Below are 21975 nucleotides of genomic sequence, written 5' to 3' on the forward strand. Positions count from 1 at the left end.
CCTCTCCATGACCCCGACGCCCTCCACCCCCCGCGGCAAGCGCGCCAGCGGCAACCCCGCGACGCAGGCCAAGATCGAGCTCACCGTCAAGCAGCAGCGTGAGCAGCAGAAGCAGGAGAAGCTGGCCGAGTATCAGCGACAGCTCGCGCGACGCCGGCGCAGCCGCCTCACCTGGTGGGTCGTCGGCAGCGTCGCCGCCGTCGCGGTCGTCGCGGTGATCGCGGCCTCGATCGTCTTCGCCCCGCGCGCCGCGACCTACCAGGCCGGTGGGACGGGCGCGACGATCGAGGGCGTCGAGACCTTCACCAACGAGACGCAGCACGTCGCGGGCACCGTCGACTACCCCCAGAACCCGCCCGCCGGCGGCCCCCACAACCAGTACTGGCTCAACTGCGGCATCTACGACCAGCCGCAGACCAACGAGAACGCGGTGCACTCGCTCGAGCACGGCGCGGTCTGGGTCACCTACGACGCCACCCAGGTCAGCGGCGCCGACCTCGACGCGCTCAAGGCCCAGCTGCCGTCGACGTACGTCATCCTCTCGCCGTACGAGGGGCTGCCGACCCCCATCGTGCTCAGCGCCTGGAACGCGCAGCTGAAGCTCGACAGCGCGACCGACAGCCGCATCCCGACCTTCTTCGAGGAGTACTGGCGCAACCAGAACGTGCCCGAGCCGGGCGCCGCGTGCACCGGCGCGATCGACGGTCCCGGCAAGCGGTCGTGATCGCCCCCGCCTCGACGCGCGCCCTGCCGCCCTGGTGGGCGGTGCTCATCGTCGCCCTCGCGATCGCGGGCCTCGCCTTCGCGATCGGACGATTCTCCACGTTCGGCGCCTCGGCGGCCGCGGCGGCCCCCGCATCCGACTCGCCCGAGGCGGGGTTCGCCCGCGACATGCAGGTGCACCACGGTCAGGCCGTCGAGATGGCGATGGACATCTACCGCACGACCCGCAACGACGACGTGCGCGTGCTCGCCTACGACATCGCCACGACACAGTCGGCGCAGAAGGGCGAGTTCTACGACTGGCTCGTGAAGTGGGGGCTGCCGCAGGCGGGCGGCCCGCTGATGGGCTGGATGGATGCCGCGGACACCTCGCACCAGCACGCCGGCACGGGTGCGGCCCGCCCGTCCGAGGCCGAGCTGATGACGCAGATGGGAATGGCCAGTGCGGACGAGCTCGCCGCGCTGCGCGCGCAGACGGGCACGACGGCGGACTGCACGTTCCTGGGGCTGATGATCCGGCACCACCAGGGGGCGCTGCCCATGGCTCAGGCGCTGCTGCAGCTCGGACACGAGCCGCGTGCGCTCACGGTGGCCCAGGGCGTCATCGACACCCAGTCCGCCGAGATCGACCTGATGACCTCGCTGCGCGCCGGCCTGGGCTGCACCGGCTGAGACCTCAGGCGCAGGCGGGACAGGCCTGCGCCGAGACATCGGCGGAGGCGGCGCCGGAGTGCCGCCGCGCGTCGATGACGTGCCCGGCCGCGATCGTCCAAGCGTTGCGGGTACGGGCGATGTCGTCGTCGCCGCCGGCGAACGGGTCACGGTCGGCGATCGCCAGATCGGCGGCGGCGCCGACGCGGATCCGGCCCGCCGCCCCGTCGCCGATGAGCGCGTGCGAGCCGCTCGTGTACGCCGCGAGGGCCACCGCCAGCGGCAGGGACTCGTCGGCGCCCAGCGGGTCGACGTCGGGATGGTCCGCCTCCCTCCGCGTGACGGCGACGCCGATCGCGGCCCACGGATCGGGCGCCGACACGGGCCAGTCCGATCCCATCGCCAGCGCCGCGCCCGAGCGCCACAGCGACCCGAACGGGAACTGCCACGCGCTGCGCTGCGGACCGAGCAGCGGAGCGGTGACGGTGCGCATCACCTCGCTGCGGCACGCCCAGAGCGCCTGCGCGTTGACGGTCGTACCGGTCGCGGCGAACCGCGGGACGTCGGCGGGATCGACGACCTGCACGTGCGCGATGTGGTTGCGCACGCCGTGGGGTGCGGGCCCCGCCGCGGCGAAGGCGTCCAGCGCCTGGGCGACCGCGGCGTCGCCGATGGCGTGCACGTGCACCGGGATGCCGGCCGCGTTCACCTGCGCGACGACGGCGTGGACGACCTCGTCGGGGAAGTAGCTGAGCCCGCGCGATCCGTCCGGGTAGCCCCCGCGAAGTGCGGCCGTCTTCGACTCGACGATGCCGTCGAGCATGAGCTTGGCCGTGCGGGTGGGGAAACCCGTGGCATCCGCTCGATCGGCGCGCTCCCGCAGGCCGGCGACGAATTCCGCGACGGCGTCGACCGTCAGGTCCCGCGGCACCCAGACCGCACCGGTGGGGCGCCCGCGCATGCCCGCGGCGAGCGCGAGGAGGTACGCGTCGGTGAAGTCCGGGATGCTGCCGAACGAGGCGAGCGCCGCCTCCTGCCAGCCCGTGACGCCGAGGGAGAGCAGATGGTCGGCGGCCGTCCGGATGCCGGGGGCGAGCGCGTCGGGGCCCGGCTGCGGGGCGATGCGGCCCACCAGGTCGACGGCGCCCTCTCTCAGGGTGCCCTGCGGCTCGCCGTCGGCATCCCGCACGATGCGCCCGTCGGGCGGGTCGGGCGTGGTCCGGTCGATCCCGGCGAGGGCGAGGGCGCGCGAGTTGGCCCACGCGCCGTGCCGGTCGCTGTCGAGCAGCAGCACCGGACGGTCGGGCACGACGGCGTCCAGCGCCGCGCGCGAGGGCGTGCCGCGGGCGAACCACTCGGCGCGCCAGCCGCCTCCGCGCACCCATGCCTGCGGGTCGGCGAGCGCCTCGGCGTGCGCGCGGATGCGCTCGAGGCATCCCCGCTCCGAGCCGGTGTCGTCGAGGGTGCAGTCGAGGCCCTCCAGGGCGACGAGGCCGAGGTGCACGTGCGCATCGGCGAAGGAGGGCGCGATGAGACCGCCCGCGGCATCCAGCTCGTCGGCGTGCGGCAGCCCGCGGCGCACCTCGTCGCGCGCGCCGACGGCGACGATGAGGCCGTCGCGCACGCCCACGGCCTCTGCGTCGATGCGCTGCACGCCGTCGAACACCGCTCCGCCGGTCACGATGAGCTCGCTCATGTCGATCCTCTCTCAGCTCGCGTGGCGCACGGGCCGGAAGAAGCGGTGCGCGGGAGGCGCCCACAGCGCGGCGAGCACGAGCGCGTGGACGGCGATCTGGGCGAGCGACCACCCGTCCCAGTCGTGGTCGACCGCGAGGCTCCACGCCTGCAGCGCGATCAGCGCCAGGGCGAGCACGCTCACGAACAGCCGCGACAGCCCGCTGCCCCGGGCCAGTCCCGACGCGGCGGCCACGGACAGCAGGCCGAACAGCACGATCCCGACGCCGATCAGCGACACGCTCATCACCATCGACCCCGGCACGTCGTAGCGGCTGAGCAGGAACAGGATGCCGAACATGGCGCTGGCCAGACCGCCGAGGTAGACCAGCGCGACGGCGATCGTGACCGGCACCGGACGCGAGACCTCCCGCGTGTGCGAGACGGCATGCGCCGGAGCCGCATCGGCGAGGGCGCGCGCGACGTAGCGGCGCTGGATCGCGCGCACGACCTCGATCAGCACGATCGCGGCCACGCACGCGCCGGTCACCACGACCGCGGTGACCTGGCCGGGATCGACCAGCAGGAAGAACGACCGCGACAGCGCGACGGAGAAGATGACGACGAGGGCGACGAACATCCCCCCGACGACGGCGCCCTTGTAGCGGTTGAGCGGGCGGCTGAGCACGGCGAGGATCCAGATGCCGACGACGGCGAGGATGATGGTGGCGCCCGTGCGCAGCTCGTCGACCTCGATGCCCGCGCCGCGGACGACGAGCGTGTACGCGGTGAGGGTCAGCGCCACGATGACCCCGGTCGGGATCGCGAAGCTCAGCGAGCGACGCAGGAACCCGGGGATGTAGCGCTGCGCGTTCGGCATCAGGGCGAGGAAGAAGGCGGGGATGCCGATCGTCAGCCCGTCGGTGATGGACAACTGCCGCGGCAGGAAGGGGAACTCGAGCAGCAGGAGCCCGAAGAGCAGCGCCAGCAGGGTCGCGTACGTGGTCTTGGTGAGGAACAGCATCGAGACGCGCTCGATGTTCGCGATCACCTGCCGCCCCTCGGCGACGACGTCGGGAAGGTGCGAGAAGCGCCCGTCGAGCAGCACGAGGCGGGCGACGGCCTTCGTGGCCGCGGCGCCCGAGTTCATCGCGATGCCGATGTCGGCCGTCTTGATCGCGAGCGCGTCGTTGACCCCGTCGCCGGTCATGGCGACGGTGTGCCCGTTCGACTGCAGCGCGACGACCATCCGCTTCTTCTGATCGGGGCTCACCCGACCGAAGACGGTGTGCTGCTCCAGCACCTCGGCGAGCGCGGCGTCGTCGTCGGGGATCTCGCGGGCGTCGTAGCCCTCCGCGGCATCCACGCCGACCTCGCGCGCGATCGCCGCGACCGTGCGCGGGTTGTCGCCGGAGATGATGCGGATGCCGACCCCCTGGGCGCGGAAGTACTCGAGCGTCTGGGCGGCGTCGGCGCGCACCTTTTCGCGGAAAGTCAGCACCGCCACGGGCCCGAGCCCCTCGGGCAGTCGCTCGTGCTCGGCGTCGTCGGCGCTGAGCACGCTCGCCGCATACGCGAGCACGAGGGTGCGGCGGCCGGTGGAGGCGCGCGCGACGACCGCGGAGCCGAGCGGGTCGGCGACGTCGCTCGCGGCCGCGCCGAACACCATCTCCGGCGCACCGAGCACCCACGTGCCGGCGGCGTCGCCGTCGGCGTCGAACGAGACGGCGCTCCATTTGCGGGCCGACGAGAAGGCGATGGTCTCCGCCGCCACGCGGGGGCGCGCGGCGGCTTCGGCGGCGAACGGCTCGCGCAGGGTGCGTGCGGTCGCGTTGGCGTCGGGCGCGGCGCCGTACCAGCCCAGCGTGCGGCGCCAGCCGTCGACCTCGTCGAGCAGGAACACGTCGTCGTAGACGATCTCGCCCTCGGTGAGCGTGCCCGTCTTGTCCAGGCAGATGACGTCGACCCGGGCGAGGCCCTCCACGGCGGGCAGCTCGTTGACGAGCACCTGCCGGGCGGCCAGGCGTGCGGCGCTCACCGCGAAGGTGATCGACGTCATCAGCACGAGCCCGAGCGGGATCATCGCGGTGAGCGAGGCGATCGTGTTCACCACCGCCTGCACCCACGAGCCGGTCTCCCACGCGGCGCGCCAGCCGCCCGCGACCTGCATCTGGGCGTTCAGCACGAGCAGTCCGATCGGACCGATCCCCCACCCGACCCAGGTCAGCACGCGGTTGATCGAGTCGCGCAGTTCGGAGCCCACCAGCGAGAACCGCTTGGCCTCGTCGGCGAACGCGTTCGCGTAGGCGTCGGCCCCGACGCGGATGACCTGCGCGTCGCCGTCGCCGCCGACGACGATCGACCCGGACAGCGCTTCGTCGCCGGGGCGCTTGTCCACGGCATCCGACTCGCCGGTCAGCATCGACTCGTCGATCTGCAGGCCGCGCGAGCCCACGATCCGGGCATCGGCCGGCACCTGGTCACCGGCGCGCAGCACCAGGATGTCGCCCAGCACCACCTCCGTCTGCGCCACCTCCTGCTCGGTCCCGTCGCGGCGCACGCGCGCGGCGGCGGCGTTGAGCAGCGCGAGCTTGTCGAGCGCGGCCTTCGCGCGGAACTCCTGCACCGAGCCGATGACGGCGTTGGCCACCGCCGCGAAGCCGAAGAGGGCGTCCTGCCAGCGGCCGAGGGCGAACAGGATGCCGAAGCACGCGAAGACGATGCCGTTGAAGAGGGTGAACACGTTCGCGCGCACGATGCTGGCGGCGCTGCGGCTCGTCTCGGCCCGATAGGCGTTGGAGCGCCCGTCCGCGATGCGCGCGGCGACCTCGTCGGCGCGGAGGCCGACGGCCGGGTCCACCTCTTCGAGCTCGACGCCGACGTCCTGCGCGGGGCTGGTCATGGCTTCACACTAAAGGAGCGGCGCGGCTCGTGTCCCCACGAGTTCCGCGCCGCTCCCCCGAAGGACGGTGCCGAACGATCAGCCCTTCGTCGCCCCCGCGAGGAGCCCCCGCACGAAGAAGCGCTGCAGGGCGAAGAACACGACCAGCGGCACGATGATCGAGATGAACGTTCCGGCGGCCTGCAGGAACCACTGGTCGCCCCACGTGCCCGACAGCGAGTTCAACGACTGGGTGATCGGCAGCGACGACGACGGCGCGAAGATCGTCGCGACGAGCAGGTCGTTCCACACCCAGATGAACTCGAGGACCGCGAAGGACGCCAGCGCGGGCGCGGCCAGCGGCAGGATCATCCGGAAGAAGATCTGCCCGTGTCCGGCGCCGTCCACCCGCGCCGCCTCGATGACCTCGCTGGGGATCTCCGCGATGAAGTTGTGCAGCAGGAACACCGCCAGCGGCAGGGCGAAGATCGTGTGCGCGATCCAGACCGTCGCGAAGCTGTGCTCGAGCCCGCGGAGGTCGAGGGCCGGGAAGACGGTCACGTCGCCGATCGTCATGCCGCGGGAGAACAGGCTCAGCAGCGGCACGAGAGCCATCTGCAGCGGCACGATCTGCAACGCGAACACCGCGATGAAGGCGAGGTTGCGACCCTTGAAGTCGATCCACGCGAACGCGTAGGCCAACAGCGAGGCGACCGCGAGGGCGAAGAAGACGACCGGGATCGTGATCGCCAGCGAGTTGAGGAACGACTCCCCCAGCGTCAGCGCGGTGCCGCCGGAGGTCAGCGCCTTCTGGTAGTTCTCCAGCGTGAACGACGGGTCGGTGAACACCGTCCACCAGCCGGTGCTCTGCACGTCCGATCCGGGGCGGAACGACGTGACGAACAGGCCGAACGTGGGAATGGTCCAGAAGATCGCGATGATGAGTGCCGCGATCGTCGCGCCCTTCGACGACAGGCGCTTGCGCGCCATCGCCTCGTGCTTGCGTGTGTCGCGGGAGACCTGCCGTGCCGAACGGGTGTCGGTGACGGGCTCGATGACGTCGACGCCGGTGCTCATCGGATCTCCCTCTGCTTGCGGATCTGGATGATGTTGAAGACGATCAGCGGCGTGACGAAGATGAACAGCACGACTGCCAGCGCCGCCGCGTGGCCGTAGCTCTGGAAGCGCTGCTGCTGGTTGACCATCTCGAAGGCGAGCACCGAGGTGTTGGCGCGACCGCCGGTCATGACCGCGACGATGTCGTAGATCTTCAGCGCCGCGATGGCCACGGTGGTCACCACGACGACGATCGACGAGCGGATGCCGGGCACTGTGACGTTGCGGAACCTGTCCCAGGCGTTCGCGCCGTCGAGCTCGGCGGCCTCCATCTGCTCCGGCGGGACCGCCTTGATGGCCGCCGAGAGGATGACCATGGCGAGGCCCGTCTGACTCCAGATGAACACCACCATCAGCAGCAGGCTGTTGATCAGGGGCGTCACGCTCAGCCAGGCGACGGGGTCGCCGCCGAAAGCCGTGATGATCGCGTTGAGCAGACCCAGCTGATCGCCCTGCCGGTAGTCGTACATGAACTTCCAGATGATGCCGGCGCCCACGAACGAGATGGCGAACGGCATGAAGATCAGCACCTTCAGGAACCGCTCCCCCGCGGCGCGGTCGATGAACACCGCGTAGGCGAGCCCGACGATCGTGGCGATGGTGGGGCAGATCAGCACCCAGATGACGGTGTTGATCACCGACCACGTGCCTTCCGGCTGCGTGAACACCCACACGTAGTTCTCGAAGCCCACGAACTCGGCGCCCGTCTTGTCGTAGAACGACTGCACGAACGTGGCGATGAACGGGTAGATCAGGCCGATCAGCAGCAGCACCGCCGCGGGAGCGGCGAACAGCACGAGCTGGAAGAGGTAGCCGGCGCCCTTGCGCGCACGGTAGTCCAGCAGGAACAGCGCGCCGCCGGAGACCAGGGCGATGCCGAGCACGTAGATGAACGCGTTCGCGTAGGGCCGCAGCAGCATCAGCGCGATCACCGGGATGGCGAAGCACGCGACGAGGCGGATCCAGAAGTAGAGGCGACCGGGGCGCGGCGCGTACTCGATCAGCAGCAGGAGCACGCCGACGACCGCACCGAAGACGATCAGGATGATCGGGATCTGGACGATCGGCCCCATGACGCCGAGCCACTGGAAGAACGCGGTGAGCGAGACGCCCGGGATGACGATCTTGGCGGGATCCTCGACGGGTGCGCTCAGCAGCAGCAGGACGACGAGCGCGAGGACGACGACGAGCGCGCCGGTCGCGATACCCGCGGTGACGCGGGGAGAGAAGGCGCGGCGCCGGCCCGGCGGAGGCTTCGGGGCATCCGTCTGGGATCGCGCGGGCGCGGTGGTGGTTGCGGACATCGATGAGCCTCCGTGTGCTTCGGCGGACGCGGGACGTGGGTGACGACGAGGGCGGGCACCCCGGGGGGGGGGGGGGGGGGATGCCGAGGCCTCGGCATCCCGCCCGCGGTGTCACGCGGTGGGTGTGACTAGTTGTTGTAGCCGGCCTGGATGTCGCTGAGGACCGTGGCCTGGTCCTTGCCGTCGATCCAGTCGACCATGCCCTTCCAGAACGAGCCGGAGCCGACCGTGGCGGGCATGAGGTCCGACGCGTCGAAGCGGACCGTGGTGTTCGGGTCCTGCAGCAGCTTCATCGCCTCGGTGAGGAACTCGCTCGAAGCCTTGCTCGGGTCCGCCTTGAGGTTGGCCGAGATGGCGCCGCCCTCGCTGACGCGGGCGTCGGCGAACTCGGGGCTGGACATGAACTCGAGCACCTTCTGCGTGGCCTCGCTGTCGGAGAAGCCGGCGACGAACTCGCCACCGACCTCGATCGTGGCCGAGCCCTCCTTGTAGCCGGGGAGCACGAAGGCGTAGACGTCACCGTCGGGCGCGACCTTCGGGGTCTCACCCGATGCCGTCTTCACGGTCAGGAAGTTGGCCGTGAGGAACGACGCCTGGTGGGTCATCGGGCAGGAGCCGTCCGCCACCTTCGCCGCGACGTCACCGAACGCGGTGCTGTTGATGCTCTTGACGTCGCCGTAGCCGGCGTTGACGTACGACGGGTTCAGCAGGATGTCGCCGACCGCGGTGAACGCGTCGGAGATCGGCTTGTCCGTGAACTTCACGGTGCCGTCGACCCACTGGTCGTACACCTCGGGACCCGACTGGCGCAGCACGAGGTCCTCGACCCAGTCGGTGCCGGGCCAGCCCGACGCGCCGCCGGACTCGAAGCCGGCGCACCAGGGCGCCGCCCCGGTCTTCTCCTGGATCGTCTTGGTCAGCGTGAGCAGCTCGTCCCACGTCTTCGGGATCTCGACGCCCCACTCCTTGAACTTCGCCGGCGAGTACCAGACGTAGCCCTTGATGTTGGCGAGCATCGGCGCCGAGTAGAACGTGCCGTCGATCGTGCCGTACTTCTTCCAGTCGGGCGACCAGTTGGCGTCGACGTTGTCCTCGACGGCCTTCGGTGCCGCCTTCACGTCGCCCGTGCCGACGAGGGTCTTCAGCAGACCCGGCTGCGGCACGATCGCGATGTCGGGAGCATCGCCACCGGTCACCTTCGTGACGATGTTGGCCTCGAAGCTCTTGTCGCCCGTGTACTCCACGGTGACCCCGCTGGTCTTGCTCCAGTCATCGAAGACCTTCTGCAGGGCGTCGGCCTCAGAACCGGTGATACCGCCCGCGATCCGCACGGTGCCCCCGGCCGCTGCCGATCCCCCTGTGCTGCCGCCGCTGCTGCCGCCTTCGGCGCAGCCGGCGAGAGCGAATGCCGCCACGCCCATGACGGCAAGAGGCGCAATCCAGCGCCGCCGTGACATCCCCATGTGATTCCTCCTCATTGAGTGCTCGGATGATTCCTGTGCACACGGTTCCTTCCCGGAACCGATTCCAGGCAAAGCTATTGGACACGCTCCCACGACACAAGGCAGCGATTGTCACAACCCGATAACGACAACTATCGCGCGGAACGCGCCGCAACGAAGATGAGAGCAACCGGTTCCATACTGAACCGTGAGAAAGACGATCGATCAGCTCGAGGAGGAGCGCCGATGGCGGGCATAGCGGAGGTCGCCGCCCACGCGGGCGTTTCGAAGGCCACCGCCAGTCGTGCCCTGAGCGGCGCCGGCTACGTATCCGAGAGCACGAAGTCGCGGGTGCGCGCGGCGGCCGCCGAGCTGGGCTACGTCCCGTCCGCCGGGGCCGTCGGACTCGCGACGGGCCGCACGCAGAACGTCGGCGTCGTCATGCCCTACGTCAACCGCTGGTTCTTCGCCGAGGTGCTCGAGGGCATCCAGCAGGCGCTGCTGGAACGCGGCCTCGACCTCACCCTGTACGACGCGAAGCCCGGCACCGACGGGCGCGCCCGGATCTTCGACGACTTCCTGGCGCGCAAGAGGTTCGACGGCCTGATCGCGGTGGGCCTGGAACCGGTGGACCACGAGCTCGAGCGTCTGACGCGCATCGACCGCCCGATCGTCAGCGTCGTCGGCTCGAGCGAGCTGACCAGCGTCGTCGCGGTGGACGACGCGGATGCGGCGCGGCGGGCCACCGAGCACCTCATCGCCCTCGGCCATCGCGACATCGCGTTCGTGGGCGGCGCTCCCGAGAGCCACTGGGCACACGTCGACCAGGAGCGGCTCGCCGGCTACCGCCACGCGATGCGCGAGGCGGGCCTGTCGCAGTTCGCCCGGCACGCGCACTCCGAGGTGACGCTGCCCGACGGCTACGCCGCCTCCGCCGATCTGCTCAGCGACACGCGCCGCCGCCCGACCGCCATCGTGGGCGTCTGCGACGAGGTGGCGATCGGCGCGATCATCGCGGCCCGTCGCCTCGGCATCCAGGTGCCGTCGGCGCTGAGCGTCGTGGGGATCGACGACCACGAGTTCGCCGACATGTTCGCCCTCACCACGCTCCAGCAGGTGCCGCGGGAACAGGGCCGGGCCGCCGTGGGCGTGCTGCTGTCCGAGATCGCCGAGCCGGGCCGCGCGCGCACCGAGCTGCGTCTTCCCGCCCGGCTCGTCGTGCGCAGCTCCACGGCCCCGATCAGCGACGGCGTCGAGCGGGTCTGAGCGCGCCGCGCGGACGCGGAAGACCCCCGGGCCGAGCCGGGGGGTCTTCGCTGCAGTTCTTCGAGAAGAGCTGATTACTTGATGGTCACCGAAGCGCCGGCCTCCTCGAGGGCAGCCTTCGCCTTCTCGGCGGTCTCCTTGTTCGCGCCCTCGAGCACGGCCTTGGGGGCACCGTCGACGACGGCCTTGGCCTCGCCGAGGCCGAGCGAGGTGAGCTCGCGGACCGTCTTGATGACCTGGATCTTCTTGTCGCCGGCGGCCTCGAGGATGACGTCGAAGGAGTCCTTCTCCTCGACCTCTTCGGCGCCACCCGCGGCACCCGCGGCGCCGGCAACGGCGACGGGGGCGGCAGCGGTGACGTCGAACTTCTCCTCGAACGCCTTCACGAACTCGCTGAGCTCGACGAGGGTCAGGCCGGCAAACTGCTCGAGCAGCTCCTCAGTGGTGAGCTTCGCCATGATGTATCTCCTAGATGGGTGGGGTGTATGGGAAAGAGCTCGCCGGTCGCTTACGCGGCCTCGGCGGTCTCCAGCTTTTCGCGAAGCGCGTCGATGGTGGCCGCAGCCTTGCCCATCGTCGCCTTCATCATGCCCGCCGCCTTCGCCAGCAGAACCTCACGGCTCTCCAGGGAGGCGTACTTGTTGACCTCGTCGGCGCTCAGGGCGTTGCCCTCGAAGACGCCGCCCTTGATCACGAGAAGCGGGTTGGCCTTGGCGAAGTCACGCAGAGCCTTCGCGGTGGCGACGAAGTCGCCGTGCACGAACGCGACGGCCGAGGGACCCTTGAGGTCCTCGTCCAGCGCCGTGATCCCCGCGTTGTTCGCGGCGATCTTGGTCAGCGTGTTCTTCACCACGGCGTAGCTCGCGTCCTGACGGATGCTGTTGCGCAGCTGCTTGAGCTGGGCGACCGTCAGACCGCGGTACTCGGTCAGCAGAACGGCAGTCGAGTTCTCGAAGTTCTTCGTGAGCTCGGCGACCGATGCATCCTTCTGCGCCATGGTCACTCCTTGATGTGAACGTGACACCCCGCGGTGGCGGAGCGTCGGCCTCGACCGGCTGTCCTGCGATACGGACCCCACACAACGAGAAAAAGCTCCGGCGCAAGCGCACGGAGCTTCGTGTCCGGTTTCCCGGTACTGTCTGTGACACCTGCGCGGGCCCCTGCGATGCAGAGCTTCGTCGGCATCCGCTTGCGCGCACGCCGAGACCAGCGGTCTTTGGCTTCCCCCAGCATAGGCGACGCCGGCACCGTCGCCAAATCCGGGCGGCGCGGGTGTCGCGGGGCCCGGCTGTCGACGGCGCGGGTTAGCCTCGATGTCATGACTCCGGAGGCCTTCGCACGCATCGCCCCGGAGCTGGCCTCCCGCATCGTCGCCGACTCGCGCGACCGCGTGGGCTGGATGCGCGCCCGCTCGCGCGGCATCACCGCGACAGATGTCGCTCAGCTGACGAGTCCCGCCGCCATCGCGCGCGCGGCCGACGCCAAGCTCGGCGCCGGGCGCGGCTTCTCGGGCAACGCGTACACCGACCACGGACGTCGCCGCGAGCCGGAGATCGCCGCCTGGGTCGCGGCGACGCACGGCATCCACCCCTCGTCGGCCCTCTTCCACGCCGTCGTCGAGAAGCGCCACCTCGCGACCCCCGACGGCATCACGGTCGATCAGGACGGTCGTGTCGTGCTCGCGGAGATCAAGACCACGAACAAGACGTGGCGCTCGATCCCCCGCACCTACCTGCGTCAGGTGTGGTGGCAGCAGCACGTGCTGGGTGCCGAGCGCACCCTGGTCGTGTGGGAGGAGCACGACGGGTTCGTGCCCGTCGGCGACGAGCCCCGGTGCGCCTGGGTCGACCGCGACGAGCGGGAGATCGGCAACCTCGTGCGCCTCGCGACCGAGCTGATCGACGAGCTCTACCGCCGCACCACCGCGCGCCGGGCCGGAGCGGCGCCGGCCGATGCCGCCGCACCGCGCGCCCGCGAGCCGTTCCGCGCCCTCGCCCTCGCCGACTGACCGCCCGCCGGATGCCGGGGCCTCGGCACGGGCAGAGCCGGGTCGGGAATAGTTGACGCAGGTCAACGTTGCTCATATAGTTGACCCAGCTCAAACGTTGACTGAGATCAACCATCCCGTCGCCCCCGGCGACTCCTCCGCATCGCCGCACCTCCAGGAAGCACCCCTATGTCAGAAACCCTCACCGACGGCGCACCGCGCATGAACCATCGGCAGGTGCTCGAAGCCCTGTCCGGTCTGCTGCTGGGCATGTTCGTGTCCATGCTGGCCTCGACCGTCGTCTCCAGCTCGCTGCCCGTGATCATCCACGACCTCGACGGCAACCAGGCCGCCTTCACGTGGGTCGTCACGGCGACCCTGCTCACGACGGCGATCTCGACCCCCATCTGGGGCAAGCTCGCCGACCTCACCAACCGCAAGGTGCTCTACCAGCTCGCGATCGTGATCTTCGTGCTCGCGACCGCCGCCGCGGGATTCTCGCAGAGCCCCGAGATGCTCATCGCGTTCCGCGCCGTGCAGGGCATCGGCGCCGGCGGCCTCGCCGCGCTCAGCCAGGTGCTCATGGCCGACATCATCAGCCCGCGCGAGCGCGGCCGCTACATGGGCCTGTTCGGCGCGGTGATGGCGCTCGCCACGATCGGCGGGCCGCTGCTGGGCGGTGTGATCACGGATGCCTGGGGCTGGCGCTGGAACTTCTTCGTCTCGCTTCCGGTCGCCGTCGTCGCCCTCGTGCTCGTCCAGGCGACCCTGCACGTGCCGGCCCGCCCGAAGAAGAAGACGACGATCGACTACCTCGGCATCGTGCTGCTGTCGGCCGCCGTCTCGCTGCTGCTGGTCTGGGTCACCAACGCCGGCACGACCAAGACCGGCGACTGGTGGGATCTCGGCAACAACGACTGGTGGAGCCTCACGACGGTGCTGATGGTCGGCGGCGCGGTCCTCGCCGCGATCCTGTTCGTCATCGTCGAGCTGCGCTCGCGCGAGCCGCTCGTGCCGCTGACGCTGTTCCGCAACCGCACGTTCACGCTGTCGGTCATCGCCTCCATCGCCACCGGCATCGCCATGTTCGGCGCCTCGGTGTTCCTCAGCCAGTACATGCAGCTGGCGCGCGGGGCGACCCCGACCGAGGCCGGGCTCATGACGATCCCGATGATCGGCGGCCTCCTGGTCGCCTCGGTCGGCGTCGGCACGCTGGTGACCCGCTACGGCACGTGGAAGCCGTACCTCATCGTCGGCGCCGTGCTGCTGATCGCCGGCTCGTCGCTGCTGTCGACGATCCACTACGACACGGACTTCTTCCTCGTCTCGGTGTACATGTTCCTGCTCGGTGCGGGCGTGGGCATGACGATGCAGAACCTCGTGCTGGTCGTGCAGAACACGACCCGTCCGGAGGAGATCGGTGTCGCGAGCTCCGGTGTGACGTTCTTCCGGAGCCTCGGCGGGACCATCGGCGTCTCGGTCATGGGCGCCGCCCTCGCCGCGCGCGTGGTCGACCTCGTCGCCGAGCGCAAGGAGGAGATCACCGCCGCCGTGATGGGGCTCGGCGACCAGGCCCAGTACTGGGGGCAGCAGCTGCAGTCCGGATCGCTGCCCAAGGTCTCGGCGATGCCCGATACGCTTCGTGTCGTGTTCGAGGACATCTACGCCAACGGCATCTCCCATTCCTTCCTGATCGCCGTCCCCTTCGCCGTGATCTCGCTGATCGCGATCGTCTTCCTCCCCAACAAGCCGCTCACGACGATGACCACCGTCGAGCGCCTGCAGGCGAGCGAGGCCGACCTCGCGACCGTCTCCGTCCCGGAGGCCATGGAGACGCTGACCGCGACCGGATCGGTGCGCACCGTGCGCACGGGAACCCGCGACGATGGCTGAGACCTCCGCAGCCTCCAGCTCCCGTACCGACGCGGTGCGGGAGCTGGAGGCCGAGTTCGGGGAGCTGATCACCCGCTTCCAACGGGTGATCAGCGAGATCGCGAACCGGGTGAGCCCGGGCCTGCTGCCGGGCGCGTACAAGGTGTTCACGACCATCGCCCGCCGCGACGGCGTGACCCTGTCCGCGCTCGCCGATCACCTCATGATGGACAAGGGCCAGCTGAGCCGGACGATCCGCGAGCTGGAGAGCCTCGGCCTCATCTCGCGCGCCCCCGACCCCGCCGACGGCCGCTCGAGCCTGCTGTCCGCCACGGCCGAGGGCCGGGGGCGCCTCGAGGCCGCGCGGGCCCCGCAGCAGGGCCTGCTGCTGGATGCGATCGTGGACTGGCCCCTCGACGACATCCACGCGCTGACCCGCCTGCTGCATGCGCTCGGCGAGAGCGTCACGCGCCGCTGACGACGCTTAGCGGCCCGGTAGCACTCGCGTAACACGGCGGAGACATCCCCGGGGTTGACTGGTCGGCACGGGGGCACCACGCCTCCCCGGCCGCACGTGCAGCCAACGCCGACACGCACGGGAAGGAGCGACCCGATGGTCTCTCACCGTCTCACCCGATTCCGGCCTCTGCGGGGCGCCGCGGCAGCGGATGCCGCCCACACCGCCCCCGTCCCCGAGATCCCCCGGGACATGCGCGCGATGGTCTTCGACGAGGTCGGCGGCGCGGAGGTGCTGCACGAGGCCACGATCCCCGTGCCGGCTCCCGTGCTGAGCGAGCTCCTCGTGCGCGTGGTCGCCGCCGGGGTCAATCCCATCGACGCCAAGACCCGCTCCGGCGCGGGGGTGTCGGGGGCCATCGACGCGTTCCCGAGCACGCTCGGCTTCGACTTCAGCGGCGTCGTCGTCTCGGCGCCCTACGAGTCGCACCCGTTCCCTCCCGGCACCGAGGTGTTCGGGATGACCCCCTTCCCCCGCTCCGGCGGATCCTACGCGGACTACGTCGTGGTGCCCACCCTCTCCGTCGCGCGCAAGCCCGCGTCGCTCTCGCACGCCGAGGCCGCGGCGGTGCCGCTGGCGGCGCTCACCGCGTGGGGGCTCGTCGTCGAGACCGCGCACGCCCACGAGGGCCAGCGGGTGCTCATCCACGCCGGCGCGGGCGGTGTGGGCCACTTCGCGGTGCAGCTGGCCGCCTACTTCGGCGCACAGGTGATCGCCACCGGATCGGCCGGCAACCTCGCGTGGCTGCGCGAGCTGGGGGCATCCGTCGCCATCGACTACGCGACCACGCGCTTCGAGGACGTCGTCGGCACCGTCGACGTCGTCATCGACCTCGTCGGCAACGTGCACGACGACACGGGCACCCGGTCGCTGGGCGTGCTGCGCCCGGGCGGCCTGTACGTCCTCGTGCCCACCGGGGGCTGGCCGCAGTACGCGGATGCCGCCGCGGCCGCGGGCGTGCGGACCACCTCGTACAAGGTGGTCCCCGACGGCACCGTCCTGGCGACGCTGGCGCGTCTACTCGACTCGGGCGCGATCCGCGTGTTCGTCGACCACGTCTACGACCTGGGCGAGGCCGCGACGGCGCACCGCGAGGTGGAGCGGGGTCACACCCGCGGGAAGATCGTCCTCGCGGTCGGCGACTGCTGACTCACCGCGACAGCACGCGGCGTCCCTCCGCGACGATCTCCCCCGCCACCGCGTCGAGCAGGGGCGAGCGCAGGTTCCACTGCTGCCAGAACAGCGCCACCGCCACCTCTGGTCCGCCCAGCGGCACGAGGGCGCCGGAGGCGAGGGCCTCGCGCGACTGCAGGCGCGGCAGCAGAGCCCATCCCAACCCGAGTTGGACGGCCGTCGCGAAGTCGTGCGACGCGGGCACGCGGTGGCGCGGCGGGGCGGTGGGGTCCACGCCCCGGGCCGTCAACCAGCGCGTCTGCAGGTCGTCGCGGCGGTCGAAGTCGATCACCGGCGCCCGCCGCAGCCCGTCGCGGTCGCCGTCGGCGTCGCCGGTCAGCCACCGATCGCGGAAGGCCGGGGTCGCGACCGCCTCGTAGACGAGTTCCCCGAGCGGGCTGACCCGGCATCCGCCGACGGGCTGCTCACGCGAGGTGACCGCCCCCATCACCGTGCCCGACTCGAGCAGGCCCGCCGTGAAGTCCTGATCGTCGCGGTGCAGGTCGAAGACCACCGGGTGGCGCGCGCTCAACCGTGCCAGCGGGGCGAGGAACCAGGTCGCCAGGGAGTCCGCGTTCACGGCGAGGGGCACGCGCGTCGTGGCGGCGTCCGCGCCCAGTTCCGCGATCGCGTCGGCCTCGAGGAGCGCGAGCTGGCGGGCGTAGCGGACGACACCGTGCGCCGCCGGAGTGGCGCGCACCGGCTTCGTCCGCACGAGGAGCACCTGTCCGAGCGCGTCCTCGAGCGCCCGGATGCGTTGGCTGACGGCGGAGGGGGTGAGGTGCAGTCGACGCGCGGCGGCTTCCAGCGTCCCCTCCTCGACGGCCGTCGCGAGGGTGAGCGCCAGCTCGGGCGAGATACGGGACATAAGCTCAGCTTACGAGGCGTGAGAATCGTCACCTGGACTGATCACGACGATCCTCCTAGCGTCGAAGCCGTGCTCCCCACCGTCCTCGCCGGCTTCGGCCTCGGCCTGTCGCTCATCGTCGCGATCGGCGCGCAGAACCTCTTCGTGCTGCGCCAGGGCATCCGCCGCGAGCGGGTGGTGGCCGTCGCCCTCGTGTGCGCACTGTCGGATGCCGTGCTCATCGCGGTCGGCGTCTCCGGCATCGGCGCGATCCTGCACGCCGTCCCCTGGCTCATCGACGCCGTGCGGTGGGCGGGCGCCCTCTTCCTCGGCGGCTACGGGCTGCTCGCGGCGCGCCGGGCGCTGCGTCCGGCGGACGCGGCGCTGCAGGTGTCCGACGAGAGGCCGCGCGACGCTGACCGCGCGCCGCGGCTCGCACCGATCGTCCTGACGTGCCTCGCGCTCACCTGGCTCAACCCGCACGTCTACCTCGACACCGTGTTCCTCCTCGGCTCCGTCGCGAACACGCACGGCGCGGACCGTTGGTGGTTCGCCGCGGGGGCCGCCGCGGCATCCGTCCTCTGGTTCTTCTCGCTCGCCCTCGGCGCCCGTCATCTGGGGCGCCGGCTGGCCACGCCGCGCTCCTGGCGCATCGTCGACGGCGTGATCGCGGTCGTGATGATCGCCCTCGCGGTGAGCCTCGTCTGGCCCCGCTGACGCGGTGCGGGCAGGATGGGGGGATGATGCGTGTCCACCTCGTCGCCCGCGGCGGCGTGCAGGGCGTCGGGTACCGATTCACGATGGAAGCCGTCGCCGCGCGCGCCGGGGCCACCGGATGGGTGCGCAATCGCCCCGACGGCAGCGTCGAGGCCGAGGTGGAGGGCAGCGATGCGGCCGTGGCCGACGTCGTGGACTGGGCCCGCCGCGGCCCGCGCGGCGGCTGGGTCGACGACGTGCAGGTCGAGCAGATCGCGCCCGAGGGCTCCGGCGTCTTCGAGATCCGCCGGGACGGCTGAGACGACGACGGGGCCCCACCCGAAGGTGGAGCCCCGTCGTGCGGTCGATCCGAGGATCAGACCAGGGAGTTGACGTCCAGCGGGATGCCGGGGCCGAACGTGGTCGACACGGCGCCCTTCTGGATGTAGCGGCCCTTCGAACTCGAGGGCTTCAGGCGCACGATCTCCTCGACCGCGGCGGTGAAGTTCTCCTCCAGCTGCTCGGCCGTGAAGGAGGCCTTGCCGACGACGAAGTGCACGTTGGCGTGCTTGTCGACGCGGAACTCGATCTTGCCGCCCTTGATCTCCTCGACGGCCTTGGCCGGGTTGGGGGTCACGGTGCCGGTCTTGGGGTTCGGCATGAGGCCACGGGGACCGAGGACCTTGCCGAGGCGTCCGACCTGGCCCATGAGCTCGGGCGTGGAGACGGCCGCGTCGAACGCGGTCCAGCCACCGGCGACCTTCTCGATGAGCTCGGCGCCGCCGACCTCGTCCGCGCCCGCGGCGATGGCGGCCTCGGCGGCCGGGCCCGTCGCGAACACGATGACGCGGGCGGTCTTGCCCGTGCCGTGCGGGAGGATGACCGTGCCGCGGACCATCTGGTCCGCCTTGCGCGGGTCGACCGCGAGCTTGAGGGCGACCTCGACGGTCGAGTCGAACTTCTTCGACCCCGTCTCCTTCGCGAGCTTCACGGCCTCGGTGGACGTGTAGAACTTGTCGCGGTCGATCTTCGCCGCGGCTGCTTCGTAAACCTTGGACTTAGCCATTGTGCGTTCCCCCTCAGTCCTCGACCGTGATGCCCATGGAGCGGGCGGTGCCGGCGATGATCAGCGAGGCGGCCTCGATGTCGTTCGCGTTCAGGTCGGGCATCTTCGTCTCGGCGATCTGACGGACCTGGTCCTTGGTGAGCTTCGCGACCTTGACGGTGTGCGGGGTCTTGGAGCCCTTCTGCACGCCGGCGGCCTTCTTGATGAGCTCCGCGGCGGGCGGGGTCTTCAGGATGAACGTGAAGCTGCGGTCCTCGTAGACGGTGATCTCCACGGGGATGACGTTGCCGCGCTGCGACTCGGTCGCGGCGTTGTACGCCTTGCAGAACTCCATGATGTTGACGCCATGCTGACCGAGCGCGGGGCCGATCGGCGGCGCCGGGTTGGCGGCACCGGCGTTGATCTGAAGCTTGATCAGGCCGGTCACCTTCTTCTTCGGTGCCATTCTCTTTCCTTCTGTCGAGCGCCCGTGGCCGAAGCATCGGGGCGCGCTTCCACGCGATCGGCGGACCCGAAAGGTGGTGGGGAGGTCGCGCGACGAGCGCGCAACCTGATGATTCTACCGGATGCCGCGGCATCCGGTGGCGATCACTGCTTGGTGACCTGGTCGAACGACAGCTCGACCGGCGTCTCGCGCTCGAAGAGGGAGACGAGCACCGTGAGCTTGCCGCTCTCCGGCTTGATCTCGCTGATCGAGCCGGGAAGACCCGCGAACGAGCCCTCCTTGATCGTGATCGTCTCGCCGATCTCGAAGTCGACCTCGGTGATGACGCTGCGCGCCTGGGTCGCGGAGCCCTTGGCCCCGCCGCCCTTGACGGGCGCCGTCTCGGTGATCTGCACGAGGGACTTCAGCATGTTGAAGGCCTCCTCGAAACGCAGCGGCGTCGGGTTGTGGGCGTTGCCCACGAAGCCCGTGACGCCGGGCGTGTGACGCACGACCGACCACGTGTCCTCGTTGAGCTCCATGCGCACGAGCACGTAGCCGGGGATCCGGACGCGCGTGACCATCTTGCGCTGACCGTTCTTGATCTCGACGACGTCCTCCATGGGGACCTCGACCTGGTAGATGTCCTCTTCGACCTCGAGCGAGTTCTTGCGCTGCTCGATGTTGGCCTTCACCTTGCGCTCGAAGCCCGCGTACGAGTGGATGACGTACCACTTGCCGGGAAGCGACCGCAGCTCGGTGCGGAACGCCTCGTAGGGGTCTTCGGGTGCGGCGTCGGCGTCGTCCTCGGCGGCCTCGACCACCTCGCCGGCGGTCTCGACCTCGGCGACGAACTCCTCGTCCAGCACGGGGGCGTCGGGCTCGCCGTTGACGTCGGGACCGTCGTAGGGCGCGATCTCCTCGGCGGCGTGAGCGGCCGCGTCGGCCTCCTCCTCGGCGAGGGCGTCGGTGAGCACCTCGGCGGCGGCTTCGGCCTCGGCGGCCTCGTCGATCTCCAGTGCGTCGTTCACGATGGCGTCTGCCTCCGGGTCTTCGATGTCGATGTCGTCGTACTCGTCGTCGTCGACGGCCGCGTCCTCGTCGTCGACCACGTGGACGGCGAGGTGCTCCGCGGGCGCGGAGGCGCGCTCCTCGGCGGCGAGGACGTTGCCCTCCTGCGCCTCGTCGTCTTCACTGGACTGCTCGGCGGCGGTGGCCCAGTCGACGTCGTCGGTGTACTTCTCAGACACGTATGTCCTCTTCCCTCGGGGGTCGTGCGGTGACAGCTCGGGCGTCGGCTGGATCAGCTCGGCACGCCGAAGACGACCTGCACCACCCAGGTGAAGAGCAAGTCGAGGCTGTACACGACGGCCATCATCACGACGACGAAGCCGAGGACGACACCGGTGAACTTCAGGAGCTCCTGGCGGGTCGGCGTGACCACCTTGCGGAGTTCGCCGAAGACCTGGCGGATGAAGAGCGCGATCCGCTGGAAGAAGTTCAGCTTCTTCTCGCGGGGCGTGCCGCCTGCTGCGACGACCTCGCCGTGCGCCTCTTCCTGGACCATTTACCCACCCATGTGACGTGCTCGGACGTTCTCGGACTTGCTTCCGCGCCGGCGTGGACCGGCGCGCCTGCTGTGTCAACTGATCGCTGACGCGCAGGGCGGACAGGAATCGAACCTGCAACCTGCGGTTTTGGAGACCGCTGCTCTGCCAATTGAGCTACCGCCCTAGAGATCCGGGGATCCCAGGGTGAAATCCGCCTCCCGTGCTCGAGGACCACGCGGGAACCACGCGGGCACGGCAAAAGAATGCAGACTTCAAGTGCACTGTCCAGTGTACGTCATGCCATCTGGACGCGCGAACCGTCAGTACTCCTGCACACCGTACCGATCGGGTTCCGGCCCCCGGCGGAAGTCGCGTCCGGACAGGGATGCCGGAACGACGCGGACGTAGTTGTACTTCACCGTCGGGATCCACGGGCGCAGCCCGAGCTCGTCCGCGGCGCGCACGTCGTCGGCCGTCGTCAGGCGGTGGGCGTGGCCGCGCACCACCACGCTCCAGGCGTCGGTGTCGCTGTACTCGTCGACCTCGAAGAGCACGCCGTCGTTGATCGTGAGCTCGGTCAGCTTGCTGCCCTCGGCGGTGCGGAAGACGATGCTCTCCCCGTCGAGGATGTAGTTCACCGGGAAGATGTCCAGGACGTCGCCGACGTGGGTGACCAGGCGGCCGAGCTCCTGCTCGGCGAGTCGCTGCCAGCACTGCCGGTCATCGAGGAAGCTGACCGCATCCGAGGTGTCCATGGCCTCATCCTGCTCCGCCGGCGCGCGCGGC

At 70.4% G+C, this 21975-nt stretch carries 22 protein-coding genes and 1 tRNA gene; 9 read left to right on the top strand and 14 right to left on the bottom strand.

Annotation, left to right across the window (positions count from 1 at the left end):
* The first annotated feature begins 7 nt into the window (after window positions 1-7).
* Both AC1Q49_RS09755 and AC1Q49_RS09760 read left to right on the top strand, forming a co-directional pair.
* On the top strand, window positions 8-724 hold the full coding sequence (locus AC1Q49_RS09755) for a thioredoxin-like domain-containing protein (RefSeq protein ID WP_060959198.1): 717 nt from the start codon (window positions 8-10) through the stop codon (window positions 722-724).
* Window positions 724-1395: a DUF305 domain-containing protein gene (locus AC1Q49_RS09760; RefSeq protein WP_492491941.1), complete on the top strand. Its 672-nt coding sequence runs from the start codon at window positions 724-726 to the stop codon at window positions 1393-1395. The genes AC1Q49_RS09755 and AC1Q49_RS09760 overlap by 1 nt, the downstream gene beginning before the upstream one ends.
* Before the next feature lie 4 nt (window positions 1396-1399).
* On the opposite strand, the gene AC1Q49_RS09765 is transcribed toward AC1Q49_RS09760, so the two are convergent.
* From AC1Q49_RS09765 to AC1Q49_RS09785, 5 genes are all read right to left on the bottom strand, one after another.
* Window positions 1400-3070: an amidohydrolase gene (locus AC1Q49_RS09765; RefSeq protein WP_492491894.1), complete on the bottom strand. Its 1671-nt coding sequence runs from the start codon at window positions 3068-3070 to the stop codon at window positions 1400-1402.
* A 12-nt stretch (window positions 3071-3082) separates the two neighbouring features.
* Complete coding sequence (locus AC1Q49_RS09770) at window positions 3083-5950, bottom strand: HAD-IC family P-type ATPase (protein ID WP_492491896.1); 2868 nt, start codon at window positions 5948-5950, stop codon at window positions 3083-3085.
* A gap of 78 nt (window positions 5951-6028) precedes the next feature.
* Entirely contained in the window at window positions 6029-7006 is a 978-nt protein-coding gene (locus tag AC1Q49_RS09775) for a carbohydrate ABC transporter permease (RefSeq protein ID WP_060959201.1), read from the bottom strand.
* Window positions 7003-8349 carry a carbohydrate ABC transporter permease gene (locus AC1Q49_RS09780; protein ID WP_101305759.1) on the bottom strand — a complete coding sequence of 449 codons (1347 nt, stop codon included), beginning with the start codon at window positions 8347-8349 and terminating at the stop codon, window positions 7003-7005. The genes AC1Q49_RS09775 and AC1Q49_RS09780 overlap by 4 nt, the downstream gene beginning before the upstream one ends.
* Window positions 8350-8477: 128 nt before the next feature.
* The gene (locus tag AC1Q49_RS09785) at window positions 8478-9812 is read right to left on the bottom strand and encodes an ABC transporter substrate-binding protein (RefSeq protein WP_101305758.1); all 1335 of its coding nucleotides are present in this window, start codon (window positions 9810-9812) and stop codon (window positions 8478-8480) included.
* A 225-nt stretch (window positions 9813-10037) separates the two neighbouring features.
* Here AC1Q49_RS09785 and AC1Q49_RS09790 point away from each other — a divergent pair, with 225 nt between their 5' ends.
* Window positions 10038-11057, top strand: coding sequence for a LacI family DNA-binding transcriptional regulator (locus AC1Q49_RS09790; protein WP_101305757.1), 1020 nt, complete (start codon window positions 10038-10040; stop codon window positions 11055-11057).
* 74 nt (window positions 11058-11131) lie between these two features.
* Here the strand turns inward: AC1Q49_RS09790 and rplL are convergent, their stop codons facing one another.
* Both rplL and rplJ read right to left on the bottom strand, forming a co-directional pair.
* Window positions 11132-11515 (bottom strand): 50S ribosomal protein L7/L12, encoded by a 384-nt coding sequence (gene rplL, locus AC1Q49_RS09795; protein ID WP_060959205.1) that lies wholly within the window; start codon window positions 11513-11515, stop codon window positions 11132-11134.
* Between the two features lie 50 nt (window positions 11516-11565).
* Window positions 11566-12054 carry a 50S ribosomal protein L10 gene (gene rplJ, locus AC1Q49_RS09800; RefSeq protein WP_060959206.1) on the bottom strand — a complete coding sequence of 163 codons (489 nt, stop codon included), beginning with the start codon at window positions 12052-12054 and terminating at the stop codon, window positions 11566-11568.
* A gap of 321 nt (window positions 12055-12375) precedes the next feature.
* Here rplJ and AC1Q49_RS09805 point away from each other — a divergent pair, with 321 nt between their 5' ends.
* The 4 genes from AC1Q49_RS09805 to AC1Q49_RS09820 all read left to right on the top strand — a co-directional run bounded on the left by AC1Q49_RS09805 (window position 12376) and on the right by AC1Q49_RS09820 (window position 16582).
* Window positions 12376-13065, top strand: a complete 690-nt coding sequence (locus AC1Q49_RS09805; RefSeq protein ID WP_198553677.1) for a YqaJ viral recombinase family protein — start codon at window positions 12376-12378, stop codon at window positions 13063-13065.
* A 168-nt stretch (window positions 13066-13233) separates the two neighbouring features.
* Window positions 13234-14937, top strand: a complete 1704-nt coding sequence (locus AC1Q49_RS09810) for an MDR family MFS transporter (protein ID WP_492491901.1) — start codon at window positions 13234-13236, stop codon at window positions 14935-14937.
* Window positions 14930-15394: a MarR family winged helix-turn-helix transcriptional regulator gene (locus tag AC1Q49_RS09815; RefSeq protein WP_492491903.1), complete on the top strand. Its 465-nt coding sequence runs from the start codon at window positions 14930-14932 to the stop codon at window positions 15392-15394. Before AC1Q49_RS09810 ends, AC1Q49_RS09815 begins: the two co-directional genes overlap by 8 nt.
* A 135-nt stretch (window positions 15395-15529) precedes the next feature.
* Window positions 15530-16582, top strand: a complete 1053-nt coding sequence (locus AC1Q49_RS09820; protein WP_060959209.1) for an NADP-dependent oxidoreductase — start codon at window positions 15530-15532, stop codon at window positions 16580-16582.
* A gap of 1 nt (window position 16583) precedes the next feature.
* Here the strand turns inward: AC1Q49_RS09820 and AC1Q49_RS09825 are convergent, their stop codons facing one another.
* Window positions 16584-17474, bottom strand: a complete 891-nt coding sequence (locus tag AC1Q49_RS09825; protein ID WP_191008001.1) for a LysR family transcriptional regulator ArgP — start codon at window positions 17472-17474, stop codon at window positions 16584-16586.
* 69 nt (window positions 17475-17543) lie between these two features.
* Between AC1Q49_RS09825 and AC1Q49_RS09830 the strand changes: the two genes are divergently transcribed.
* Window positions 17544-18170: a LysE/ArgO family amino acid transporter gene (locus AC1Q49_RS09830; protein WP_492491906.1), complete on the top strand. Its 627-nt coding sequence runs from the start codon at window positions 17544-17546 to the stop codon at window positions 18168-18170.
* A gap of 23 nt (window positions 18171-18193) precedes the next feature.
* Window positions 18194-18469 (top strand): acylphosphatase, encoded by a 276-nt coding sequence (locus AC1Q49_RS09835; RefSeq protein ID WP_060959211.1) that lies wholly within the window; start codon window positions 18194-18196, stop codon window positions 18467-18469.
* 56 nt (window positions 18470-18525) lie between these two features.
* On the opposite strand, the gene rplA is transcribed toward AC1Q49_RS09835, so the two are convergent.
* The 6 genes from rplA to AC1Q49_RS09865 form a co-directional block, all read right to left on the bottom strand.
* Entirely contained in the window at window positions 18526-19215 is a 690-nt protein-coding gene (gene rplA / locus AC1Q49_RS09840) for a 50S ribosomal protein L1 (protein WP_005050012.1), read from the bottom strand.
* Between the two features lie 13 nt (window positions 19216-19228).
* Complete coding sequence (gene rplK, locus AC1Q49_RS09845; protein WP_005050009.1) at window positions 19229-19660, bottom strand: 50S ribosomal protein L11; 432 nt, start codon at window positions 19658-19660, stop codon at window positions 19229-19231.
* A 143-nt stretch (window positions 19661-19803) separates the two neighbouring features.
* On the bottom strand, window positions 19804-20889 hold the full coding sequence (gene nusG / locus AC1Q49_RS09850) for a transcription termination/antitermination protein NusG (protein ID WP_191008000.1): 1086 nt from the start codon (window positions 20887-20889) through the stop codon (window positions 19804-19806).
* A gap of 53 nt (window positions 20890-20942) precedes the next feature.
* Window positions 20943-21206, bottom strand: a complete 264-nt coding sequence (gene secE / locus AC1Q49_RS09855; protein ID WP_167626531.1) for a preprotein translocase subunit SecE — start codon at window positions 21204-21206, stop codon at window positions 20943-20945.
* Between the two features lie 94 nt (window positions 21207-21300).
* Window positions 21301-21373, bottom strand: a tRNA-Trp gene (locus tag AC1Q49_RS09860).
* A 136-nt stretch (window positions 21374-21509) separates the two neighbouring features.
* The gene (locus tag AC1Q49_RS09865; protein ID WP_060959214.1) at window positions 21510-21944 is read right to left on the bottom strand and encodes a pyridoxamine 5'-phosphate oxidase family protein; all 435 of its coding nucleotides are present in this window, start codon (window positions 21942-21944) and stop codon (window positions 21510-21512) included.
* Between the last annotated feature and the right edge of the window lie 31 nt (window positions 21945-21975).

The sequence above is a fragment of the Microbacterium sp. MPR-TSA4 genome, from assembly GCF_058792815.1.